Raw genomic sequence first — 16,933 nt, 5'->3', positions numbered from 1 at the left:
CGGCCGACCGCGCCGAAGTACCGTGCCCCCTTACGGCCGCGGTCATACCGACAGGGGGAGACAGACGGATGTGCCGGGTCGACGCGGCGGCCAAGCGGGCCTTCGTCACACGGTTCCTCCAGGAGTTCCCCGCGGCGGAGCCGGCCGGGAGCATCCCGCGCTGCTCGGCTGCGACAGGATCGTCTGGACGACGTTCCCCGGGTGCCCCGCCGGGATTCCGGCGCTGCTGCGCGGACTGCTCGATCGGGCCGCGGCCGCCGAGGCGGAGAGGGTGCTCTGCAACGTCCTCATGGACGGGGTCTTCCAGATGGGCTCGGCCATGCCTGCGGCCCTGCCGTACCTGATCCGTCTCACGGCCGCCCCGGAGGTATCCGTACGGTCCAGGCTGCTGGAGCTCCTGCTCGTGGTCGTGGTCGTGGTCGCGGGGTTCTCGCACTCCGTGGGCAGGGAGGGCGAGCACGCGGTCCAGCTCTTCGGCAACGACCGCGACCACCCCGAACGCACGCAGTGCCGGGCGGTCTTCGCCGACCACGCCGACCTGCTGCGCGCCCTGCTGGACGACGGGACGCTGCGCGGCGAACCGCTGCGGCCCGACGAGCGGGAGAGCCCGGGCCGCGGCCCACTGGGGCCGGGCAGGGCCCGGCGGCGTCCGGTCGCTCAGGAGCCGCCTTCCCCGGAGCCCTCGCCCGCGTGCCGTCGCTCGCCCGGCCGTTGTGCCGCCCACAGCCCCCGCGCGCGCGTGACCAGGCCGGGCCCCTCACCACGTCGGTGTCCGTGGACCCGAGGGTCGTCCGTGACGTCGTAGCGCTTCACGTACGCCCCCAGGAAGGCCTGCAGGGTGGCGATGGCCGGGATGGCGATCAGCGCGCCGACGGCGCCGAGGAGCGCGGTGCCCGCGATGACCGAGCCGAAGGCGACCGCGGGGTGGATGTCGACGGTCTTCGAGGTCAGCTTGGGCTGCAGCACGTAGTTCTCGAACTGCTGGTAGATGACGACGAAGATAAGCACCCACAGCGCGTACCAGGGGTCCACCGTGAACGCGATCAGCATGGGCAGCGCACCCGCGAGATACGTGCCGATGGTGGGGATGAACTGCGACACCAGGCCCACCCACACGGCGAGCACGGGCGCGTAGGGCACGTCGAGTATCTGCAGCAGCACGAAGTGGGATATGCCGGAGACCAGCGCCATCAGGCCGCGCGAGTACAGATAGCCGCCGGTCTTGTTCACGGCGATCTCCCATGCGCGCAGCACCTCGGCCTGCCGGGCGGGCGGCAGGACGGAGCAGATGGTGCGGCGCAGGCGCGGGCCGTCCGCGGCGAAGTAGAACGAGAACAGCGCGACCGTCAGCAGCTGGAACAGGCCGCCGATGACCTGAGCGGAGACGTCGAGGACGCCCGTGGCGCTGTTCTGCACGTAGTTGCGCAGCCAGTCGGAGCGCAGCAGGCCCTCCTGGATGTCGACGCGCTTGAGGTCCGTCCTGAAGTGCGCGTTGACCCAGTTGATGACGGAGTCGAGGTAGTCCGGGAACCCCTCGACCATCTTGATGATCTGGCCGGCGAGCATGGACCCGAGGAGCGTGACGAAGCCCGCGGCCACGATCACCACGCCGATGAAGACGACGAACGCGGCGAACCCCCGGCGCACGCCGCGTGAGGCCATCCAGCTCACCGCCGGCTCGATGGCGAGGGCCAGGAAGAACGCGATGAGAATGTTGATCAGCAGGCCGGTGAGCTGGTGGAACGCCCAGCTGCCGAGCTGGAAGACGGCGACGAGCGCGAGCGCGAGCACCATGGCGCGCGGCAGCCAGCGCGGCATGCGTCCGTTCGGTCCGGCGGTCCCGCCGGCGGGGGGCCGGGCGGGCGGCGTCGTGTCGAACGGGGATGCCTGCCGGGCTGCCTGCCCGGTCTCGTCAGTGGGTGCCACGGACCAAGTCTCACTCACGCCACCGACAGCCGTGTGCCCGCCTGCGATCTTCGTGACCGGCCGGCGATCCCCAGGGCCCGTCGGCAGCGGTCAGCGCTTCTCCCGGGGCACGTCCATCACCGAGCAGACCACCTGCCAGACGTCCTTGGCGTCCCAGCCGGAGTCCAGCGCCTCGTTCACCGTGCGCCCGCCGAGCTCCGACATCACGTGGTCGCGTGCGAAGGTGTCGGCGGCCCCCGGACCGAAGTGCTCCGCCATCCGCTGCCAGAAGACCGTCAACCGCATGACTCCAGTATCCCGCCCCTGGGGTGGGCCTGAGCCGGGACCGCATGCGCGCGCCCTACCGCGCCCTACGGTCGGTCCATGGCCGCAACAGGAGCATCCGCACTCCCCCCGACGTCCCCGCCGCTCACCCCCGTGGTGCGTGCCGAACGCTTCGTCTGGCTCACCGCGCGCGTGCTGGAGCAGCACCTCTTCGCGCACCACTTCCGCGGCGGCTCCGCCGACCCCGTGGAGACGGCCCTGGAGGCCTACCGCAACGGGGACGGCGGGTACGGCCACGGCCTCGACCCGGACCTGCGCGGCCCGGTCAGCCAGCCGCTGCACACCGCCCGCGCCCTGCGCGTCCTGGACGCCGTCGGGCGGTGTGCGGGCCAGCGGGTGGAGCGCGTGTGCCGCTATCTGACGTCCGTCTCCACGGCGGACGGCGCGCTGCCGGCGGTCCACCCCGGTCAGCGCGGCTGTCCCACCGCCCCGTTCGTGCCGGTCGTGGCTGACCCGCCCAGCGACCTGCTGGCGACCGGGCCGGTGGTGGGGTTGCTGCACCGCAACGAGGTGTGGCACGCGTGGCTCTTCCGGGCCACGGACTTCTGCTGGCAGGCGGTCGAGTCCCTGGAGAAGTCACACCCGTACGAGATCGAGGCCGCCGTGGCCTTCCTGGACGCCGTCCCCGACCGCCCGCGCGCGGAGGCCGCCGCCGACCGTCTGGGCCGCCTGGTACGCGCACAGGGCCTCGCGGTACTGGACCCCGAGCGCCTGGACGCGTACCCGCTCTCCCCCGGCTACGCCCCGGGCGAGCACCACTTCCCGTACGACTACGCGCGGACACCGCACTCCCTCGCGCGCGCGTGGTTCACGGACGACGAGATGGCCCGCTCCCTGGATCACCTCGCGGCCCAGCAGGGCGAGGACGGCGGCTGGCCGGTCCGATGGCGCCAGTGGGCCCCGGACCCGGCGCTGGAAGCCCGTGCCATGGCGACGATCGAGGCCCTGCGCACCCTCGGCGCGTACGGCCGGCCCATCGGCTGATCACGCACCGAGGGCACGCACCCCCGCGGTCACCACCACGGCCGCCGCGACGACGAGCAGGAAGGGCGCGCGCAGCAGCAGCGCCACGGCGGCGGCACCCAGCCCGGCGGCCCGTGCGTCCAGCACCAGCGCCTGTCCGTCGGCGAAGGTCTGCTGGGCCGTGAGGGCCGCGAGCAGCGCCACGGGCAGCAGGGCGGCCAGGCGTTTGACGACAGGCCGTTCCAGGGCGCCGGCGGGCACCAGCAGCCCGGCCAGCTTGACGGCGTAGCAGCCGAGGACGGTCACGCCGATGGCGATCCAGACGTTCATCGGCCGGCCCGCTGTCCCCGGCGCCGGCCGTCCGCCCACAGCACGACGGGCGCCGCCAGCGCGGCCAGCAGCACCGGCACTCCTGCGGGCAGGACGGGCAGCAGCCCGATGCCCAGCAGGACGGCGAGTCCGGCGGCGGCCCGCTCGGTGCCGCTCTTGAGCATGGGTGCGAGCAGCGCCAGGAACACGGCGGGTCCCGCGGCGTCCAGCCCCCAGGCGTCGGTGTCGCCGATGGCCTCGGCGCCCAGGGCACCGAGGAACGTGGTGAGGTTCCACAGCACGTACAGGCTCAGTCCGGTCACCCAGAAGCCGATCCGTGCGGTGCGGCGCGTGGGCTGGGCCAGCGCGACGGCGGCCGTCTCGTCGATCACCCATTGGGCGGCGAACGGCCGCACCGCGCGCGGGATCGCCAGCACCTGCGACAGCCGCAGGCCGTAGAAGGCGTTCCGCACGCCGAGGAAGAACGCCCCCGCAGCGGCCGTGAACGGACTGCCCCCGCCGGCGAGGGCGCCCACCAGGGCGAACTGGGAGGCACCGGTGAAGACGAGGAGACTGAGCGCACAGGTCTGCCACAGCGTGAGTCCGCTCCCGGCCGACGTCACGCCGAAGGCGAACCCGGAGAGCCCGACCGCCACCCCGACGCCCAGGGCGTCCCGCACGACGGCCCGGTCCGGATTCCCACCGGTGCCTGCATTTTTGAGAGCTGTTTCTGCCACGCACAGAAAACTACGGGCGGCCGCTACGACGGGTCTTGTACGTTCTTGCGCCACGACGAATCTTCTTCGTTCCTGCGCTCCCGCTGGTACGCCCCCGGAGGTACTCCGACGATCCGGCTGAAGTGCCGGTTCAGATGCGGCTGATCGGTGAATCCGACGGCGACGGCCACCTCCGAGGGTGCCGTCCCCGCGTCGAGCAGGCGCCGCGCCCTGCGGACCCGAGCGTCCGTGAGCCACGCGTGCGGTGGCATCCCGTAGGTGTCCCGGAAGGCCCGTAGCAGCGCGAACGGGCTGGTCCCGAGGTCGGTCGCCAACTGCTCCAGGCTCGGCGGCCGCGCCATCCGTTCCTCCAGCACGCCACGCGCGCGTGCCGCGATCGCGGCCCCGGCCGTGCGCACCGCGCGCCTCGGCATGGGCCCGCCGTTCAGCCGAAGCAGCCTCGTCACGGCGACCCGCAGCAGCGTGTCGGCGGCCAGCGCGTTGCCCTCGTCGGCGGCCCGCAGCACCTGGTGCACCAGCCCGACGGCATAGGGATCGTCCACCACCGGGCTGACGAACCCCGGCGTCCCCCGCAGGGCCGTCGTCTCGGCCGCGATCTCCGCCACCACGTCCGCCGACGGATACACGGCCCCGTAGCGCCATCCCTCGGGCACCCCGGCCCTGCCGGTGTGCGGAGTGTCCGGGTTCACCAGCGCGAGGGCCCCCGCCCCCGCGTACTGATCGCCGCCGCCGTGGTGGAACACCTCCACGCCGTCCGCGATGGCGGCGATCACGAAGTTCTCGTGTGTGTGCCGCACGAAGGTCTTGCGCACGTACCGGGCCCGTAGCAGGTCAACCCCGGGCAGTTCCTCGTACTGCCAGTGCCGCGCGCGCTCGCTCATCCCTCCATTGTCCGGCCTGCGACCGGCAGCGGGACGGCGGGCGGGCACACGGTCGGTCCTCCGCTGACCCGCCTGCGATCGGAAGCGGGACGGCAGGCGGGCACACGGGCCGGCCCTCCGCGGACCCGGCCGCGGAACGGCAGGCGGACTCGCCGCGGCCCCCCGTTGTCAGTGCCGGGGTGCACGATGGACGCATGGTCAGCAAAGCGCCCGGCCCCCTCGACGCCTTCTCCCCCGCGACCCGCGCCTGGTTCACGGGCGCCTTCCCCGCGCCCACCACGGCCCAGGCCGGCGCGTGGCAGGCCATCCACGAGGGTTCGGACGTGCTGGTCGTGGCCCCGACCGGCTCCGGCAAGACCCTGGCCGCCTTCCTGGCCGCGCTGGACCAGCTGGCCTCGACCCCTCCCCCCGCCGACCCCAGGAAGCGCTGCCGCGTCCTGTACGTCTCTCCGCTCAAGGCCCTGGCCGTCGACGTCGAGCGCAACCTCCGCAGCCCCCTGACGGGCATCCGCCAGGAGTCCGTGCGGATGGGCCTGCCCGAGCCCGAGGTCAAGGTGGGCATCCGTTCGGGAGACACCCCGGCAGCGGAGCGCCGCGCCCTGTCCACCCGTCCACCGGACATCCTGATCACGACCCCGGAGTCCCTGTTCCTGATGCTGACGTCGGCCACGCGCGACGCGCTGACCGGCGTGGAGACGGTGATCCTCGACGAGGTGCACGCGGTCGCCGGCACCAAGCGCGGCGCCCATCTCGCGCTCTCCCTGGAGCGGCTGGACGACCTCCTGCCGAAGCCCGCCCGCCGCATCGGCCTGTCCGCGACGGTCCGCCCGGTCGACGAGGTGGCCCGCTTCCTCTCCCCGCGCCGCAAGGTGGAGATCGTCCAGCCGGAGTCGGGCAAGGAGTTCGACCTGTCCGTGGTCGTCCCGGTCGAGGACCTGGGCGAGCTGGGCGGCTCCCCGGTGTCGGACGGCTCGGAGGGCGCCGAGCGCCCCTCGATCTGGCCGCACGTGGAGGAGCGGATCACCGACCTGGTCCAGTCCCACCGCTCCACGATCGTCTTCGCGAACTCCCGCCGCCTCGCCGAGCGCCTGTGCAACCGCCTGAACGAGATCGCCTACGAGCGGGCCACAGGGGAGCCCCTGGACGAGCATCACTCCCCCGCCGAGCTCATGGGCGGTTCGGGAGCCGCCCAGGGCGCGCCGCAGGTCATCGCCCGGGCCCACCACGGCTCGGTGTCCAAGGAGCAGCGCGCCCTGGTCGAGGAGGACCTCAAGGCGGGCCGCCTGCCCGCGGTCGTGGCCACGTCCAGTCTGGAACTGGGCATCGACATGGGCGCGGTCGACCTCGTCGTCCAGGTCGAGTCACCCCCGTCGGTGGCCTCCGGACTCCAGCGCGTGGGCCGCGCGGGGCACCAGGTGGGCGCGGTCTCCACCGGCGTGGTCTTCCCGAAGTACCGCGGCGACCTGGTCCAGGCGGCGGTGGTCACGGAACGCATGCGCACGGGCGCCATCGAGTCCCTCAAGGTCCCCGCCAACCCGCTGGACGTCCTGGCGCAGCAGATCGTCGCGATGACGGCGATGGACACCTGGCAGTTCGACGACCTCCTGGCCGCCGTCCGCCGGGCCGCCCCCTTCGCCTCCCTCCCCGAGTCAGCGTTCACGGCGGTCCTGGACATGCTGGCCGGCCGCTACCCGTCCGACGCCTTCGCCGAGCTGCGCCCGCGCGTGGTGTGGGACCGCGTCACCGGCGAGATCACCGGCCGCCCCGGCGCCCAGCGCCTCGCCGTCACCTCCGGTGGCACGATCCCCGACCGCGGCCTGTTCGGGGTCTTCCTCGCCGGGTCGGACCCCAAGAAGGGCGGCGGCCGGGTCGGCGAGCTCGACGAGGAGATGGTCTACGAGTCCCGCGTCGGGGACGTCTTCACGCTCGGCACGAGTTCATGGCGCATCGAGGACATCACCCGCGACCGCGTGCTGGTCTCCCCCGCCCCGGGCGTGCCGGGCCGGCTGCCCTTCTGGAAGGGCGACCAGCTGGGCCGCCCGCTCGAACTGGGCCGGGCGGTGGGCGCGTTCCTGCGCGAGGTCGGCTCGCTGTCCAAGGACGACGCCCGCCTGCGCCTGGTCGCGGCCGGGCTGGACGCCTGGGCGGCGGACAACGTGCTGTCGTACCTGGACGAGCAGCGCGAGGCCTGCGGCCACATCCCGGACGACCGGACGATCGTCGTGGAGCGCTTCCGCGACGAGCTCGGCGACTGGCGCGTGGTCGTGCACTCCCCCTTCGGCGCGCAGGTGCACGCCCCCTGGGCGCTCGCGCTCGGGGCCAAGCTCTCCGAGCGGTACGGCATGGACGCACAGGTCATGCACGCCGACGACGGCATCGTGCTGCGCCTGCCCGACGCCGACCTGATGGGCCTGGACCTGCTGGACCAGGAACCGGTGAGGACGGGCCGGGAGTACGACGCCGAGCAGGCCCCCGTGGGCGCCGCCGACGTCGTCTTCGACAAGGGCGAGGTCGACCAGGTCGTCACCGACCAGGTGGGCGGCTCGGCCCTGTTCGCCTCCCGGTTCCGTGAATGCGCCGCCCGCGCGCTGCTGCTGCCCCGCCGCACCCCGGGCCGGCGCACGCCACTGTGGCAGCAGCGGCAGCGCGCCTCGCAGCTACTGCAGGTGGCGAGCGAGTTCGGCTCGTTCCCGATCGTCCTGGAGGCGATCCGCGAGTGCCTCCAGGACGTCTTCGACGTCCCCGGGCTGGTCGAGCTGATGGGCGACCTGGAGTCCCGCAAGGTCCGCCTCGTCGAGGTCACCACGCCCGAGCCGTCCCCCTTCGCGCGCTCCCTGCTGTTCGGTTACGTCGCCCAGTTCCTGTACGAGGGCGACTCCCCCCTCGCCGAGCGCCGGGCCGCCGCCCTGTCGCTGGACTCCCGGCTGCTGGCCGAGCTGCTCGGCCAGGCGGAGCTGCGCGAGCTGCTGGACGCCGAGGTGCTGACCGAGCTGGAGCGGGAGCTGCAGTGGCTCACCGAGGACCGCCGCGTCAAGGACGCCGAGGGCGTCGCCGACCTGCTGCGCCTACTCGGCCCGCTGACGGAGGCGGAGCTGACCGAGCGGGGTGCCGAGCCGCGGTGGGCCGAGGAGCTGGCCGGTGCCCGGCGCGTCATCCGGGTCCGGATCGCCGGCGTCGACCACTGGGCGGCCATCGAGGACGCGGGCCGCCTGCGCGACGCGTTGGGCACCGCCCTGCCGGTCGGCGTCCCGGAAGCCTTCACGGAGCCCGTCAAGGACCCGCTCGGCGACCTCCTCGCCCGTTACGCCCGTACCCACGGCCCGTTCACCTCGGCGACCGCTGCCACCCGCTTCGGCCTGGGCGTCGCGGTCACCGAGGGCGCCCTCCAGCGGCTGTCCGCGGCGGGAAGGGTGGTCCAGGGCGAGTTCCACCCGGCCGGCATCGGCCAGGAGTGGTGCGACGCGGCCGTACTGCGCCGGCTGCGCCGCCGCTCCCTGGCCGCCCTGCGGCACGAACTGGAGCCGGTGCCCCCGGCCGCGCTCGCCCAGTTCCTGCCCCAGTGGCAGCACATCGGCAAGGGGCACTCCCTGCGTGGCGTCGACGGCCTGGTGCGCGCCATCGAGCAGCTCCAGGGGGCGTCGGTGCCGGCCTCCGCCCTGGAAAAGCTGGTCCTGCCGTCGCGGGTCGCGAACTACACCCCGGCGATGCTGGACGAACTCACCGCCGCGGGCGAGGTCGTCTGGGCCGGGGCGGGCTCCCTGCCCGGCAAGGACGGCTGGGTCTCCCTCTACCTGGCGGACGCCGCCCCGCTGCTCCTGCCTCCCCCGCACCCCTTGGAGCCGACCGCCCTGCACCAGTCCGTCCTGGACACGCTCACCGGCGGCTACGGCCTGTTCTTCCGCCAGATCGCCGACCAGGTCCGCGCCACCACCCATCCCGAGGCCACCGATCCCCAGCTGGCCGACGCCCTGTGGGACCTGGCCTGGTCGGGCCGGCTGACCAACGACACGCTCAGCCCTCTGCGCTCCCTGCTCGGCTCGGGCCGTACCGCCGGCTCCACGGCCCACCGTGCCAAGCGCGCGGTCCCGCGCGGCCGCTACGGCTCCCTGACGGCCGCGGCCCGGACGGCGTCCCGCTCGGGCCCGCCGACCGTCGCGGGCCGCTGGTCCCTGCTCCCGCCCCACGAGGCCGACCCGACCGTGCGGGCCCACGCCCTGGCCCGCACCCTGCTGGACCGGCACGGCGTGGTCACCAGGGGCGCGGTCGCGGCGGAGGGCGTCGAGGGCGGCTTCTCGGCGACGTACCGGGTCCTGTCCGTCTTCGAGGAGAGCGGCCAGGCCCGCCGCGGCTATGTCGTGGAGGGGCTCGGCGCCGCGCAGTTCGCGATGGACGGCGCCGTGGACCGGCTGCGGGCGGTGTCCAGCGCCCGCGACCGCGGCGAGACCCTGCCAGGACCGGCTTCCGGCCCCGACCCGTTCACGGGCACCGGCGCCGACCCGTTCGCGACCCCCGCTCCCGGACCGTTCGCGGGCGCCGACCCCGGCCCCTTCCCGGCCCACGACTTCGCCGGGCCGGACGACTCCACCCCCTCCACCGACCACACGGACGACCCGGGCCGCGACGGCTTCCCCGGAGCAGGCTCCTCGTACGATGCGCCCAAGCCGGCCCCGGGTGAGTGGATCTCGCCCCGCGACTACGCACCGCAGGCCGCCCCGCCCTGGCAGAACGGCGGACGAGCGGCCTACGACTCCGGTTTCTCCGGCCGTCGCACCCGCGCGGACGCGTCCCGGGCCGTCGTACTCGCCGCCGCCGATCCGGCGAACGCGTACGGCGCGGCCCTGCCCTGGCCCGAGCCCCCGACCGGTGCCGGACACAAACCGGGGCGCAAGGCGGGCTCCCTGGTGGTGCTCGTCGACGGTGAGCTGACGCTCTACATGGAGCGCGGCGGCAAGACCCTGCTCGCCTGGGCCGCCGATCCGGACGGCGACCCGGGTGACGATCCCCGCCTGCACACCGCCGCCGAAGCCCTGGCCTCAGCCGCCCGCGCGGGCTCCCTCGGCACGGTCACGGTGGAGCGCGTCAACGGCGCCCAGGCGCTCACCTCCCCGGTCGGCACCCTCCTGGAAGGAGCGGGCTTCATCGCGACGCCAAGAGGTCTCCGCCTGCGCGCCTGACGGCCGGACCACGACAGGGGTCCCGTCCGCGCGCACGGTCGACGTGCCACCCTTGACCCATGCCCGAAGGAGACACGGTCTGGCAGGCGGCGAGGCGGCTGCATGACGCCCTCGCGGGCCACGTGCTGACCCGCAGCGACCTCAGGGTGCCCCGCTTCGCCACGGCCGACCTCACCGGCCGCACGGTCCTGGACGTCACCCCACGCGGCAAGCACCTCCTCACCCGCATCGAGGGCGGTCTGACCCTCCACTCCCACCTGCGGATGGACGGCTCGTGGAAGGTGTACGCGAACGGCCGGCGCTGGAGCGGCGGCCCCGGGCACCAGATCCGCGCGATCCTCGGCACCACCGAGCGCACGGCCGTCGGCTACCGCCTCCCCGTGCTGGAGCTGATGCGCACCACCGACGAACACCGCGCGGTCGGCCACCTCGGCCCCGACCTCCTGGGCCCGGACTGGGACCCCGACCTGGCCCTGGCCAACGTCCTGCGGGACCCGGCCCGCGAACTCGGCGAGGCACTCCTCGACCAGCGCAACCTCGCCGGCATCGGCAATGTCTACAAGAGCGAGCTCTGCTTCCTGCTCGGTGTCACCCCGTGGCTCCCCGCGGGTGAGCTGCCCGCCGACCGCGCCACGATGCTGCCGGTACTCGCCAAGAAGCTGCTGGAAGCCAACCGCGAGCGCCCGACCCGCATCACGACGGGTCTGCGCGGCCAGGACCTCTTCGTGTACGGCCGGGCCCGCCGCCCCTGCCTGCGCTGCCGCATCCCGATCCGGGTCGCCGACCAGGGCGACGGCTCCCGCGAACGCCCCACGTACTGGTGCCCGGCCTGCCAGCCGGGCCCGACCCCGGCCCCGCGCATCGGCCGCGACGCCGCCCGTTGACTGTGGCAGACCATGACTGGTGTGGCGATGCGGTGGTGACATCCGAGAGGCGCGACACCCGAACAGGGCGACACCCCACCCCACGACCGATGCGCCCCCCACGCAACCCCCGCCCACGACCCGTACGCCCCCACCAACCGACCGCGCCCCCAAGACCACCACCCCACCCCCCACCCCCATCCACCCAAAGCTCACCCCCGCCGCACCACCCCCCGCACCCCAACCCCCAGCAGCCTCCGCAGCCGCCCCGCACCGACCACCACCCCGCCGGCCCGCCCCTTCGGCACACAGTGAACCGGCAGCACGCTCAGCCCCCACCCCCCGGCCGCCACCGTCGCCTCCAGCACCCCGGCCCCTGGCGACACCACCAGCCGCACCACAGCCCACCACCACAGCGCCCCGAGCCCCAGCGCCGCCCCACGGGCCCCCCAGCCCGAGACCCCCCGGCGCCCTATCCCCGCCATGGCCGCCACCTCCAGCCCGACGCTATTCGGGTGCCCGGGCCCGCGCACAGGGCGCACCACCGGCACACAGGCGCACCGCACACGCCACCCCACAGAGGAGCGCCGACCCCGCCCCTCTGAAAAGCACCGGCCCCGCTCCGCCCGGACGCACCACGCCCGCCCGACCCGGACGCACCGCACACCCCGCCCCACCGAGCGGCGAGACCGGCCGGCCCGTCGCCCGTTGCGGCGCCCGCGTCGGTCACCCGTTCTCGGCCTGGAACATCCAGTGATGCTTCTCCAGGTCCGCCGTGATCTGGATGAAGATGTCCTGGCTCACCGGATCCGGCTCCCCGGTCGCCTCGACCCGCTCCCGCATCCGTGCGATCACCGCGCCAAGCGCCTCGACGAGCGCGCTCACGGCGGTCGTGTCGTTGACCCATCCCTCGGGCGTCACGCCGATCCCGCTGCCCACGGCCACCGTCGCGGCACGTCCGTCCGGCGGGATGCCCAGGGCCGCGGCACGCTCGGCCACGGTGTCGGAATACGTCCGCGCGGTGTCGACGACCTCGTCGAGCTGGAGATGCACGGACCGGAAGCGCGGCCCCACCACGTTCCAGTGGATCTGCTTCGCCACCAGGGCGAGGTCCACCAGGTCGACCAGGGCGCCCTGCAGTGCCTCGGACACGGTCTTCAGACTCGCGTCCGACAACGGGCTCTTCACGACGTACATCCGCACCTCCGTGGACTGCCCCCCGGTCATCCCTTCAACGATGACCGCCGCACGCCACACGGGCAAACGGAGTCGAACCGGACATGAGGTCCCCCGCACCACGCGGCACTGCGCGCGGGCAAGCGAAAACCCCGACCGACACCCCTCCGGATCTCCCGGAGAACCCCGGCCGGGGCCTCACCACGTTCCGGCGCGCTGTGGCGCCGCTTGTTCATGCCACGTACGCGCGAGGCGTCACGCGGCGACGACGTCCACCGCCTCGGCGGGCGCCTTGATCGTCACCCGTTCCGGTGGCACACCGGTCACGGAAACGGAGCCCAGCATCGGTCGAACCGGCCTTGGCACAGGCTCGCTGGGGGTGGCCGCAGCAGACTGGGCCAGCTCGGCGAGGGCGAGCTCGTCGCTCACTTCCCGCATGAGCTCGGACATCCGTACGTCCAGCGCGTCGCAGATGGCGGAGAGCAGCTCGGAGGAAGCCTCCTTCTGCCCCCGCTCCACCTCGGAGAGATAGCCGAGTGAGACTCGGGCGGACGAGGAGACTTCGCGCAGAGTACGGCCCTGGCGCTGGCGCTGCCGACGCAGCACGTCACCCAGCAGGCGACGGAGCAGAATCATCGGTGGCTCCCTCCTCGGACCGCGTAGCCGCATCCATTACGCCCCACCGTACCGCCTTGCGCCGCGGCCGTGCGGGGAGCGATGTCGTGTTCACTCAGGGCTGCAAACATCAAAACCCCCCGTTCCGTTCCGTATCCTGTGCCCGCTCATTCCCAGTCTGTTCGCCCGCCAGCTCCTTCAGGAGCAGTGCGAGCACGCTCCGTACACTCTCTCTACGAATTTCCGCGCGGTCGCCGTTCAACCGCAGACCCTCCACTTTTCCGCCGCCGGCAGAACCGGAATCCGGCGCGAACGGCCCGTCCACGGCGACGAAGACCGTCCCGACCGCCTGCCCGTCCTGCGGCTCGGGACCCGCGACCCCGGTGGTCGCGATGCCCCAGTCGGTGCCGAGCGCCTTGCGGACGCCGGCCGCCATCTGGGCCGCGACCTGCGGATCCACCGCTCCGCGCGCCGCCAGCAGGGTGCCGTCGACACCGAGCAGCTCCTGCTTCAGTTCGGTGGCGTAGGCGGTCACCGAGCCCCGGAAGACCTTGGACGCCCCGGGCACCGATGTGATGTCCGCCGCTACGAGGCCACCGGTCAGCGACTCCGCGACGGCGAGCGTCTCGCCCTTGACTGTGAGTAGTCGCACCACGTCGGTGGCCGTGGAACTCACGCTTCCTTCTCCTCCAACGCGGCCTTGCGCTCGGCGATTCCCCGCCTGCGCAGCACAATGGCCTGTTTCACATAGTCCAGCCCCGTCGCCACGGTCAGCACGACCGCCGCGGCCATCACCCACCACCGCAGGGTGGCCAGCCACCCCGTCAGCGCCAGCACGTACATGCCCACGGCCACGCCCTGGATGAGCGTCTTGAGCTTGCCTCCACGGCTGGCGGGGATGACGCCGTACCGGATGACGAGGAAACGCAGCAGGGTGATCCCCAGTTCTCGCCCGAGGATCACGCCGGTCACCCACCACGGCAGATCACCGAGGGCGGACAGACAGATCAGCGCCGCCCCCATGATCGCCTTGTCGGCGATGGGATCGGCGATCTTCCCGAAGTCCGTGACCAGGTTGTAGGTGCGCGCCAGATGACCGTCGAAGAGGTCGGTGATCATGGCGATGGCGAAGGCGGCCCAGGCCAGGCTCCGCCACGCCGGGTCGTAACCGCCGTCCGCGAGCATGAGCGCGACGAACGCCGGGACGAGGATCAGCCGGAGCATGGTCAGCAGGTTGGCGATGTTCCAGACGCTGGCCTGGTTCACGGCCGCGGCCGCCAGCTTCGCACCGCGCGGCGGTTTGTCGTCGCCCTGGGCGTCGCCACCCGCAGGCGCCGCGTCCGCGCGGACCAGGGCCTCACCGCCGGGGGCCGCGGGCGTCGCGCTCTCGGCCGGCGGCACGGCGGCCACCTGCCCCGCCACCGCCCCGGGGGCCTTCTCCGCGGCAGCGGCCGCCGCACCGGCGGCGGTCCTCCTCGCGCCGGAGGAGCCTCCCGCCGCGGATGCCGGGACACCGGTCATCTGCCCGCCTCCTCACTCGACGAAGGCGAGGCGAACGAGCCCGGAAGCGGCTCGGCCACCAGGTCGACACCTTCCGTACCGACCACCTTCGCCTCGACCATACGGCCGACACTCAGTCCGGCGCCGCTCGTGAGCAGCACCTGGCCGTCCGTCTCGGGCGCCTGGTGCGCCGCGCGGCCGTACACGCCGTCCTCGTCGTCGACGGACTCGACCAGGACGTGGACGGTCTCGCCGACGCGCTCCTCGGCGCGCTGCGAGACCAGTTCCTCGGCGAGCCGCGAGACACGGGCCAGCCGCTCGGCGACGACGTCCTCGGCGAGCTTGTTGTCGTATCCCGCCGCCTCGGTGCCCTCTTCGTCGGAGTAGCCGAAGACGCCGATGGCGTCCAGGCGCGCGCCGTTCAGGAAACGCTCCAGCTCGGCGAGGTCGGCCTCGCTCTCGCCGGGGAAGCCGACGATGAAGTTGGAGCGCACACCGGCCTGGGGGGCCTTGGAGCGGATGGTGTCGAGCAGTTCCAGGAAGCGGTCCGTGTCGCCGAAGCGGCGCATCGCGCGCAGCACGCCGGGCGCGGAGTGCTGGAAGGACAGGTCGAAGTAGGGCGCGACCTTCGGGGTCGAGGTCAGCACGTCGATGAGGCCGGGCCGCATCTCGGCCGGCTGGAGGTAGCTGACGCGCACGCGCTCGATGCCGTCGACCTCGGCGAGCTCCGGCAGCAGCGACTCCAGCAGGCGGATGTCTCCCAGGTCCTTGCCGTAGGAGGTGTTGTTCTCGGAGACCAGCATCACCTCCTTCACGCCCTGCTCGGCGAGCCACCGCGTCTCGTTCAGGACGTCGGAGGGCCGGCGCGAGATGAAGGAGCCGCGGAAGGACGGGATGGCGCAGAAGGTGCAGCGCCGGTCGCAGCCGGAGGCCAGCTTCACGGAGGCGACCGGGGAGCCGTCCAGACGGCGGCGCAGGGGCGCACGCGGCCCGGAGGCCGGGGCCAGGCCCTCCGGGAGGTCGGCCGGGGCGTGCCCGGGCAGCGCGACCTCGGTGGCGGACTCCTGCCGCTGGGCCGGGCTGATCGGCAGCAGCTTGCGCCGGTCGCGCGGGGTGTGCGAGGCGTGGATGCCGCCGTTGAGGATGGTCTGGAGGCGGTCGGAGATGTTCGCGTAGTCGTCGAAGCCGAGCACCCCGTCGGCTTCGGGCAGGGCTTCGGCGAGCTCCTTGCCGTACCGCTCGGCCATGCAGCCCACCGCCACGACGGCCTGGGTTCTGCCGTGCCCCTTGAGGTCGTTGGCCTCCAGCAGGGCGTCGACGGAGTCCTTCTTGGCGGCCTCGACGAAGCCGCAGGTGTTCACGACGGCGACGTCGGCTTCCTCGGCGTCCTCCACGAGCTGCCAGCCGTCCGCCTCCAAACGGCCTGCCAGCTCCTCCGAGTCCACCTCGTTACGGGCGCAGCCAAGGGTGACGAGTGCGACGGTACGGCGTTCAGGCATGGGCTCAAGAGTACTTCGTCCCGCTGACACCCCACGTCGACGGGGTTGGCCGATCACGGCCAACCCCGTCCCCACCGCACCCTTGCGGGGCTGTCATCCGGCCTCGGGGTCACCCTTGGTGTACGTGAGGCGTTCGACGGCGCCGGGCTGGAAGTCGTCCTCGATCTTCTTGCCGTTGACGAAGAGGTCGATCGCACCGGCGTCCCCGAGGACGAGGTGGATCTTGGAGCTGTCCTGGAAGGTCTTGGAGTCGCCCTGCTTGAGGACTCCGTCGAACAGCATCCGGTTGTTGTGGTCCCGGGCGGCGATCCAGCTGCGGCCGTCGGCGGCGGCCACCCGGACCGTCACCTTGTCCTGCGGCGCGGCCGCGATGGCACTGTCGGACGGTTCGGACTCGGGATCGGCGGGCTTGTCGGTCTTGGTGGTGGGGGTGGCGGAGTCGCTGGGCGTGGCACCCTCGGCCACGTTCGCCTCGCCGCCGTCGTCGCCGCCCTGGAACATGGTGAACCCGACGAAGCCGATCACGGCGACGATCGCGGCGACCATCGCCGCCGTCCAGTTGGGTCCCCGCCGCTCCGGACGGATGCGTTCCGCCTCGAAGAGCGGAGCCGCCGGGGTCGGTGCCGGGCGCCCGCCGTGATCCTCGCCGTACTGGGCGAGCAGCGGCTCGGGGTCGAGGTGGACGGCCTTGGCGAGGGTCCTGATGTGCCCACGGGCGTAGACGTCACCGCCGCAGGGGGTGAAGTCGTCCGCCTCGATGGCGTGCACGATGTTCATGCGGACCCGGGTGGCGCTGCTGACGTCGTCGACGGTCAGCCCGGCGGCGATACGAGCCTGCTGCAGGGCACGGCCGATGGAGGGGCGGGCTTCCTCGCGGTCTTCTTCGACGCGGTCGTCTTCGAACGGACGCTCGTCTTCAGGGGAGTTGCCGATGGACACGGGGGCGCCTTTCGAGCGTATAGCCGC

At 73.1% G+C, this 16,933-nt stretch carries 14 protein-coding genes; 3 read left to right on the top strand and 11 right to left on the bottom strand.

Annotated elements, in window-relative coordinates:
• Positions 1–657: 657 nt before the first annotated feature.
• Positions 658–1,926 (bottom strand): AI-2E family transporter, encoded by a 1,269-nt coding sequence (locus tag ABTZ58_RS24185; protein WP_351360318.1) that lies wholly within the window; start codon positions 1,924–1,926, stop codon positions 658–660.
• 90 nt (positions 1,927–2,016) lie between these two features.
• On the bottom strand, positions 2,017–2,211 hold the full coding sequence (locus ABTZ58_RS24180) for a DUF3046 domain-containing protein (RefSeq protein ID WP_309097601.1): 195 nt from the start codon (positions 2,209–2,211) through the stop codon (positions 2,017–2,019).
• A 78-nt stretch (positions 2,212–2,289) separates the two neighbouring features.
• Here ABTZ58_RS24180 and ABTZ58_RS24175 point away from each other — a divergent pair, with 78 nt between their 5' ends.
• Complete coding sequence (locus ABTZ58_RS24175; protein ID WP_351360315.1) at positions 2,290–3,234, top strand: hypothetical protein; 945 nt, start codon at positions 2,290–2,292, stop codon at positions 3,232–3,234.
• Here the strand turns inward: ABTZ58_RS24175 and ABTZ58_RS24170 are convergent, their stop codons facing one another.
• The 3 genes from ABTZ58_RS24170 to ABTZ58_RS24160 are packed head-to-tail and all read right to left on the bottom strand — an operon-like array spanning position 3,235 to position 5,140.
• Positions 3,235–3,543, bottom strand: a complete 309-nt coding sequence (locus ABTZ58_RS24170) for an AzlD domain-containing protein (RefSeq protein ID WP_351360312.1) — start codon at positions 3,541–3,543, stop codon at positions 3,235–3,237.
• Entirely contained in the window at positions 3,540–4,259 is a 720-nt protein-coding gene (locus ABTZ58_RS24165; protein ID WP_351360309.1) for an AzlC family ABC transporter permease, read from the bottom strand. Before ABTZ58_RS24165 ends, ABTZ58_RS24170 begins: the two co-directional genes overlap by 4 nt.
• A 23-nt stretch (positions 4,260–4,282) precedes the next feature.
• Positions 4,283–5,140 carry an AraC family transcriptional regulator gene (locus ABTZ58_RS24160; RefSeq protein ID WP_502996117.1) on the bottom strand — a complete coding sequence of 286 codons (858 nt, stop codon included), beginning with the start codon at positions 5,138–5,140 and terminating at the stop codon, positions 4,283–4,285.
• 194 nt (positions 5,141–5,334) lie between these two features.
• Here ABTZ58_RS24160 and ABTZ58_RS24155 point away from each other — a divergent pair, with 194 nt between their 5' ends.
• Positions 5,335–10,314, top strand: a complete 4,980-nt coding sequence (locus tag ABTZ58_RS24155) for an ATP-dependent helicase (RefSeq protein ID WP_351360306.1) — start codon at positions 5,335–5,337, stop codon at positions 10,312–10,314.
• Between the two features lie 59 nt (positions 10,315–10,373).
• Entirely contained in the window at positions 10,374–11,198 is an 825-nt protein-coding gene (locus tag ABTZ58_RS24150; RefSeq protein WP_351360303.1) for an Fpg/Nei family DNA glycosylase, read from the top strand.
• Positions 11,199–11,903: 705 nt separating this feature from the next.
• Here the strand turns inward: ABTZ58_RS24150 and ABTZ58_RS24140 are convergent.
• The 6 genes from ABTZ58_RS24140 to ABTZ58_RS24115 all read right to left on the bottom strand — a co-directional run bounded on the left by ABTZ58_RS24140 (position 11,904) and on the right by ABTZ58_RS24115 (position 16,906).
• Entirely contained in the window at positions 11,904–12,374 is a 471-nt protein-coding gene (locus ABTZ58_RS24140) for a Dps family protein (protein WP_309097046.1), read from the bottom strand.
• A 234-nt stretch (positions 12,375–12,608) separates the two neighbouring features.
• Positions 12,609–12,989: a helix-turn-helix domain-containing protein gene (locus tag ABTZ58_RS24135; RefSeq protein ID WP_309097037.1), complete on the bottom strand. Its 381-nt coding sequence runs from the start codon at positions 12,987–12,989 to the stop codon at positions 12,609–12,611.
• Positions 12,990–13,098: 109 nt separating this feature from the next.
• Positions 13,099–13,644: a CinA family protein gene (locus ABTZ58_RS24130; RefSeq protein WP_309097038.1), complete on the bottom strand. Its 546-nt coding sequence runs from the start codon at positions 13,642–13,644 to the stop codon at positions 13,099–13,101.
• Complete coding sequence (pgsA, locus tag ABTZ58_RS24125; protein WP_351360295.1) at positions 13,641–14,489, bottom strand: CDP-diacylglycerol--glycerol-3-phosphate 3-phosphatidyltransferase; 849 nt, start codon at positions 14,487–14,489, stop codon at positions 13,641–13,643. The genes ABTZ58_RS24130 and pgsA overlap by 4 nt, the downstream gene beginning before the upstream one ends.
• Positions 14,486–15,967, bottom strand: a complete 1,482-nt coding sequence (gene rimO / locus ABTZ58_RS24120) for a 30S ribosomal protein S12 methylthiotransferase RimO (RefSeq protein ID WP_351360292.1) — start codon at positions 15,965–15,967, stop codon at positions 14,486–14,488. The genes pgsA and rimO overlap by 4 nt, the downstream gene beginning before the upstream one ends.
• Positions 15,968–16,060: 93 nt before the next feature.
• The gene (locus ABTZ58_RS24115) at positions 16,061–16,906 is read right to left on the bottom strand and encodes a helix-turn-helix domain-containing protein (protein WP_351360289.1); all 846 of its coding nucleotides are present in this window, start codon (positions 16,904–16,906) and stop codon (positions 16,061–16,063) included.
• Positions 16,907–16,933: the final 27 nt, after the last annotated feature.

The sequence above is a fragment of the Streptomyces sp. NPDC094143 genome, assembly GCF_040303825.1.
Classification (GTDB): domain Bacteria; phylum Actinomycetota; class Actinomycetes; order Streptomycetales; family Streptomycetaceae; genus Streptomyces.
This window is presented reverse-complemented; position numbering and strand designations above follow the sequence as displayed.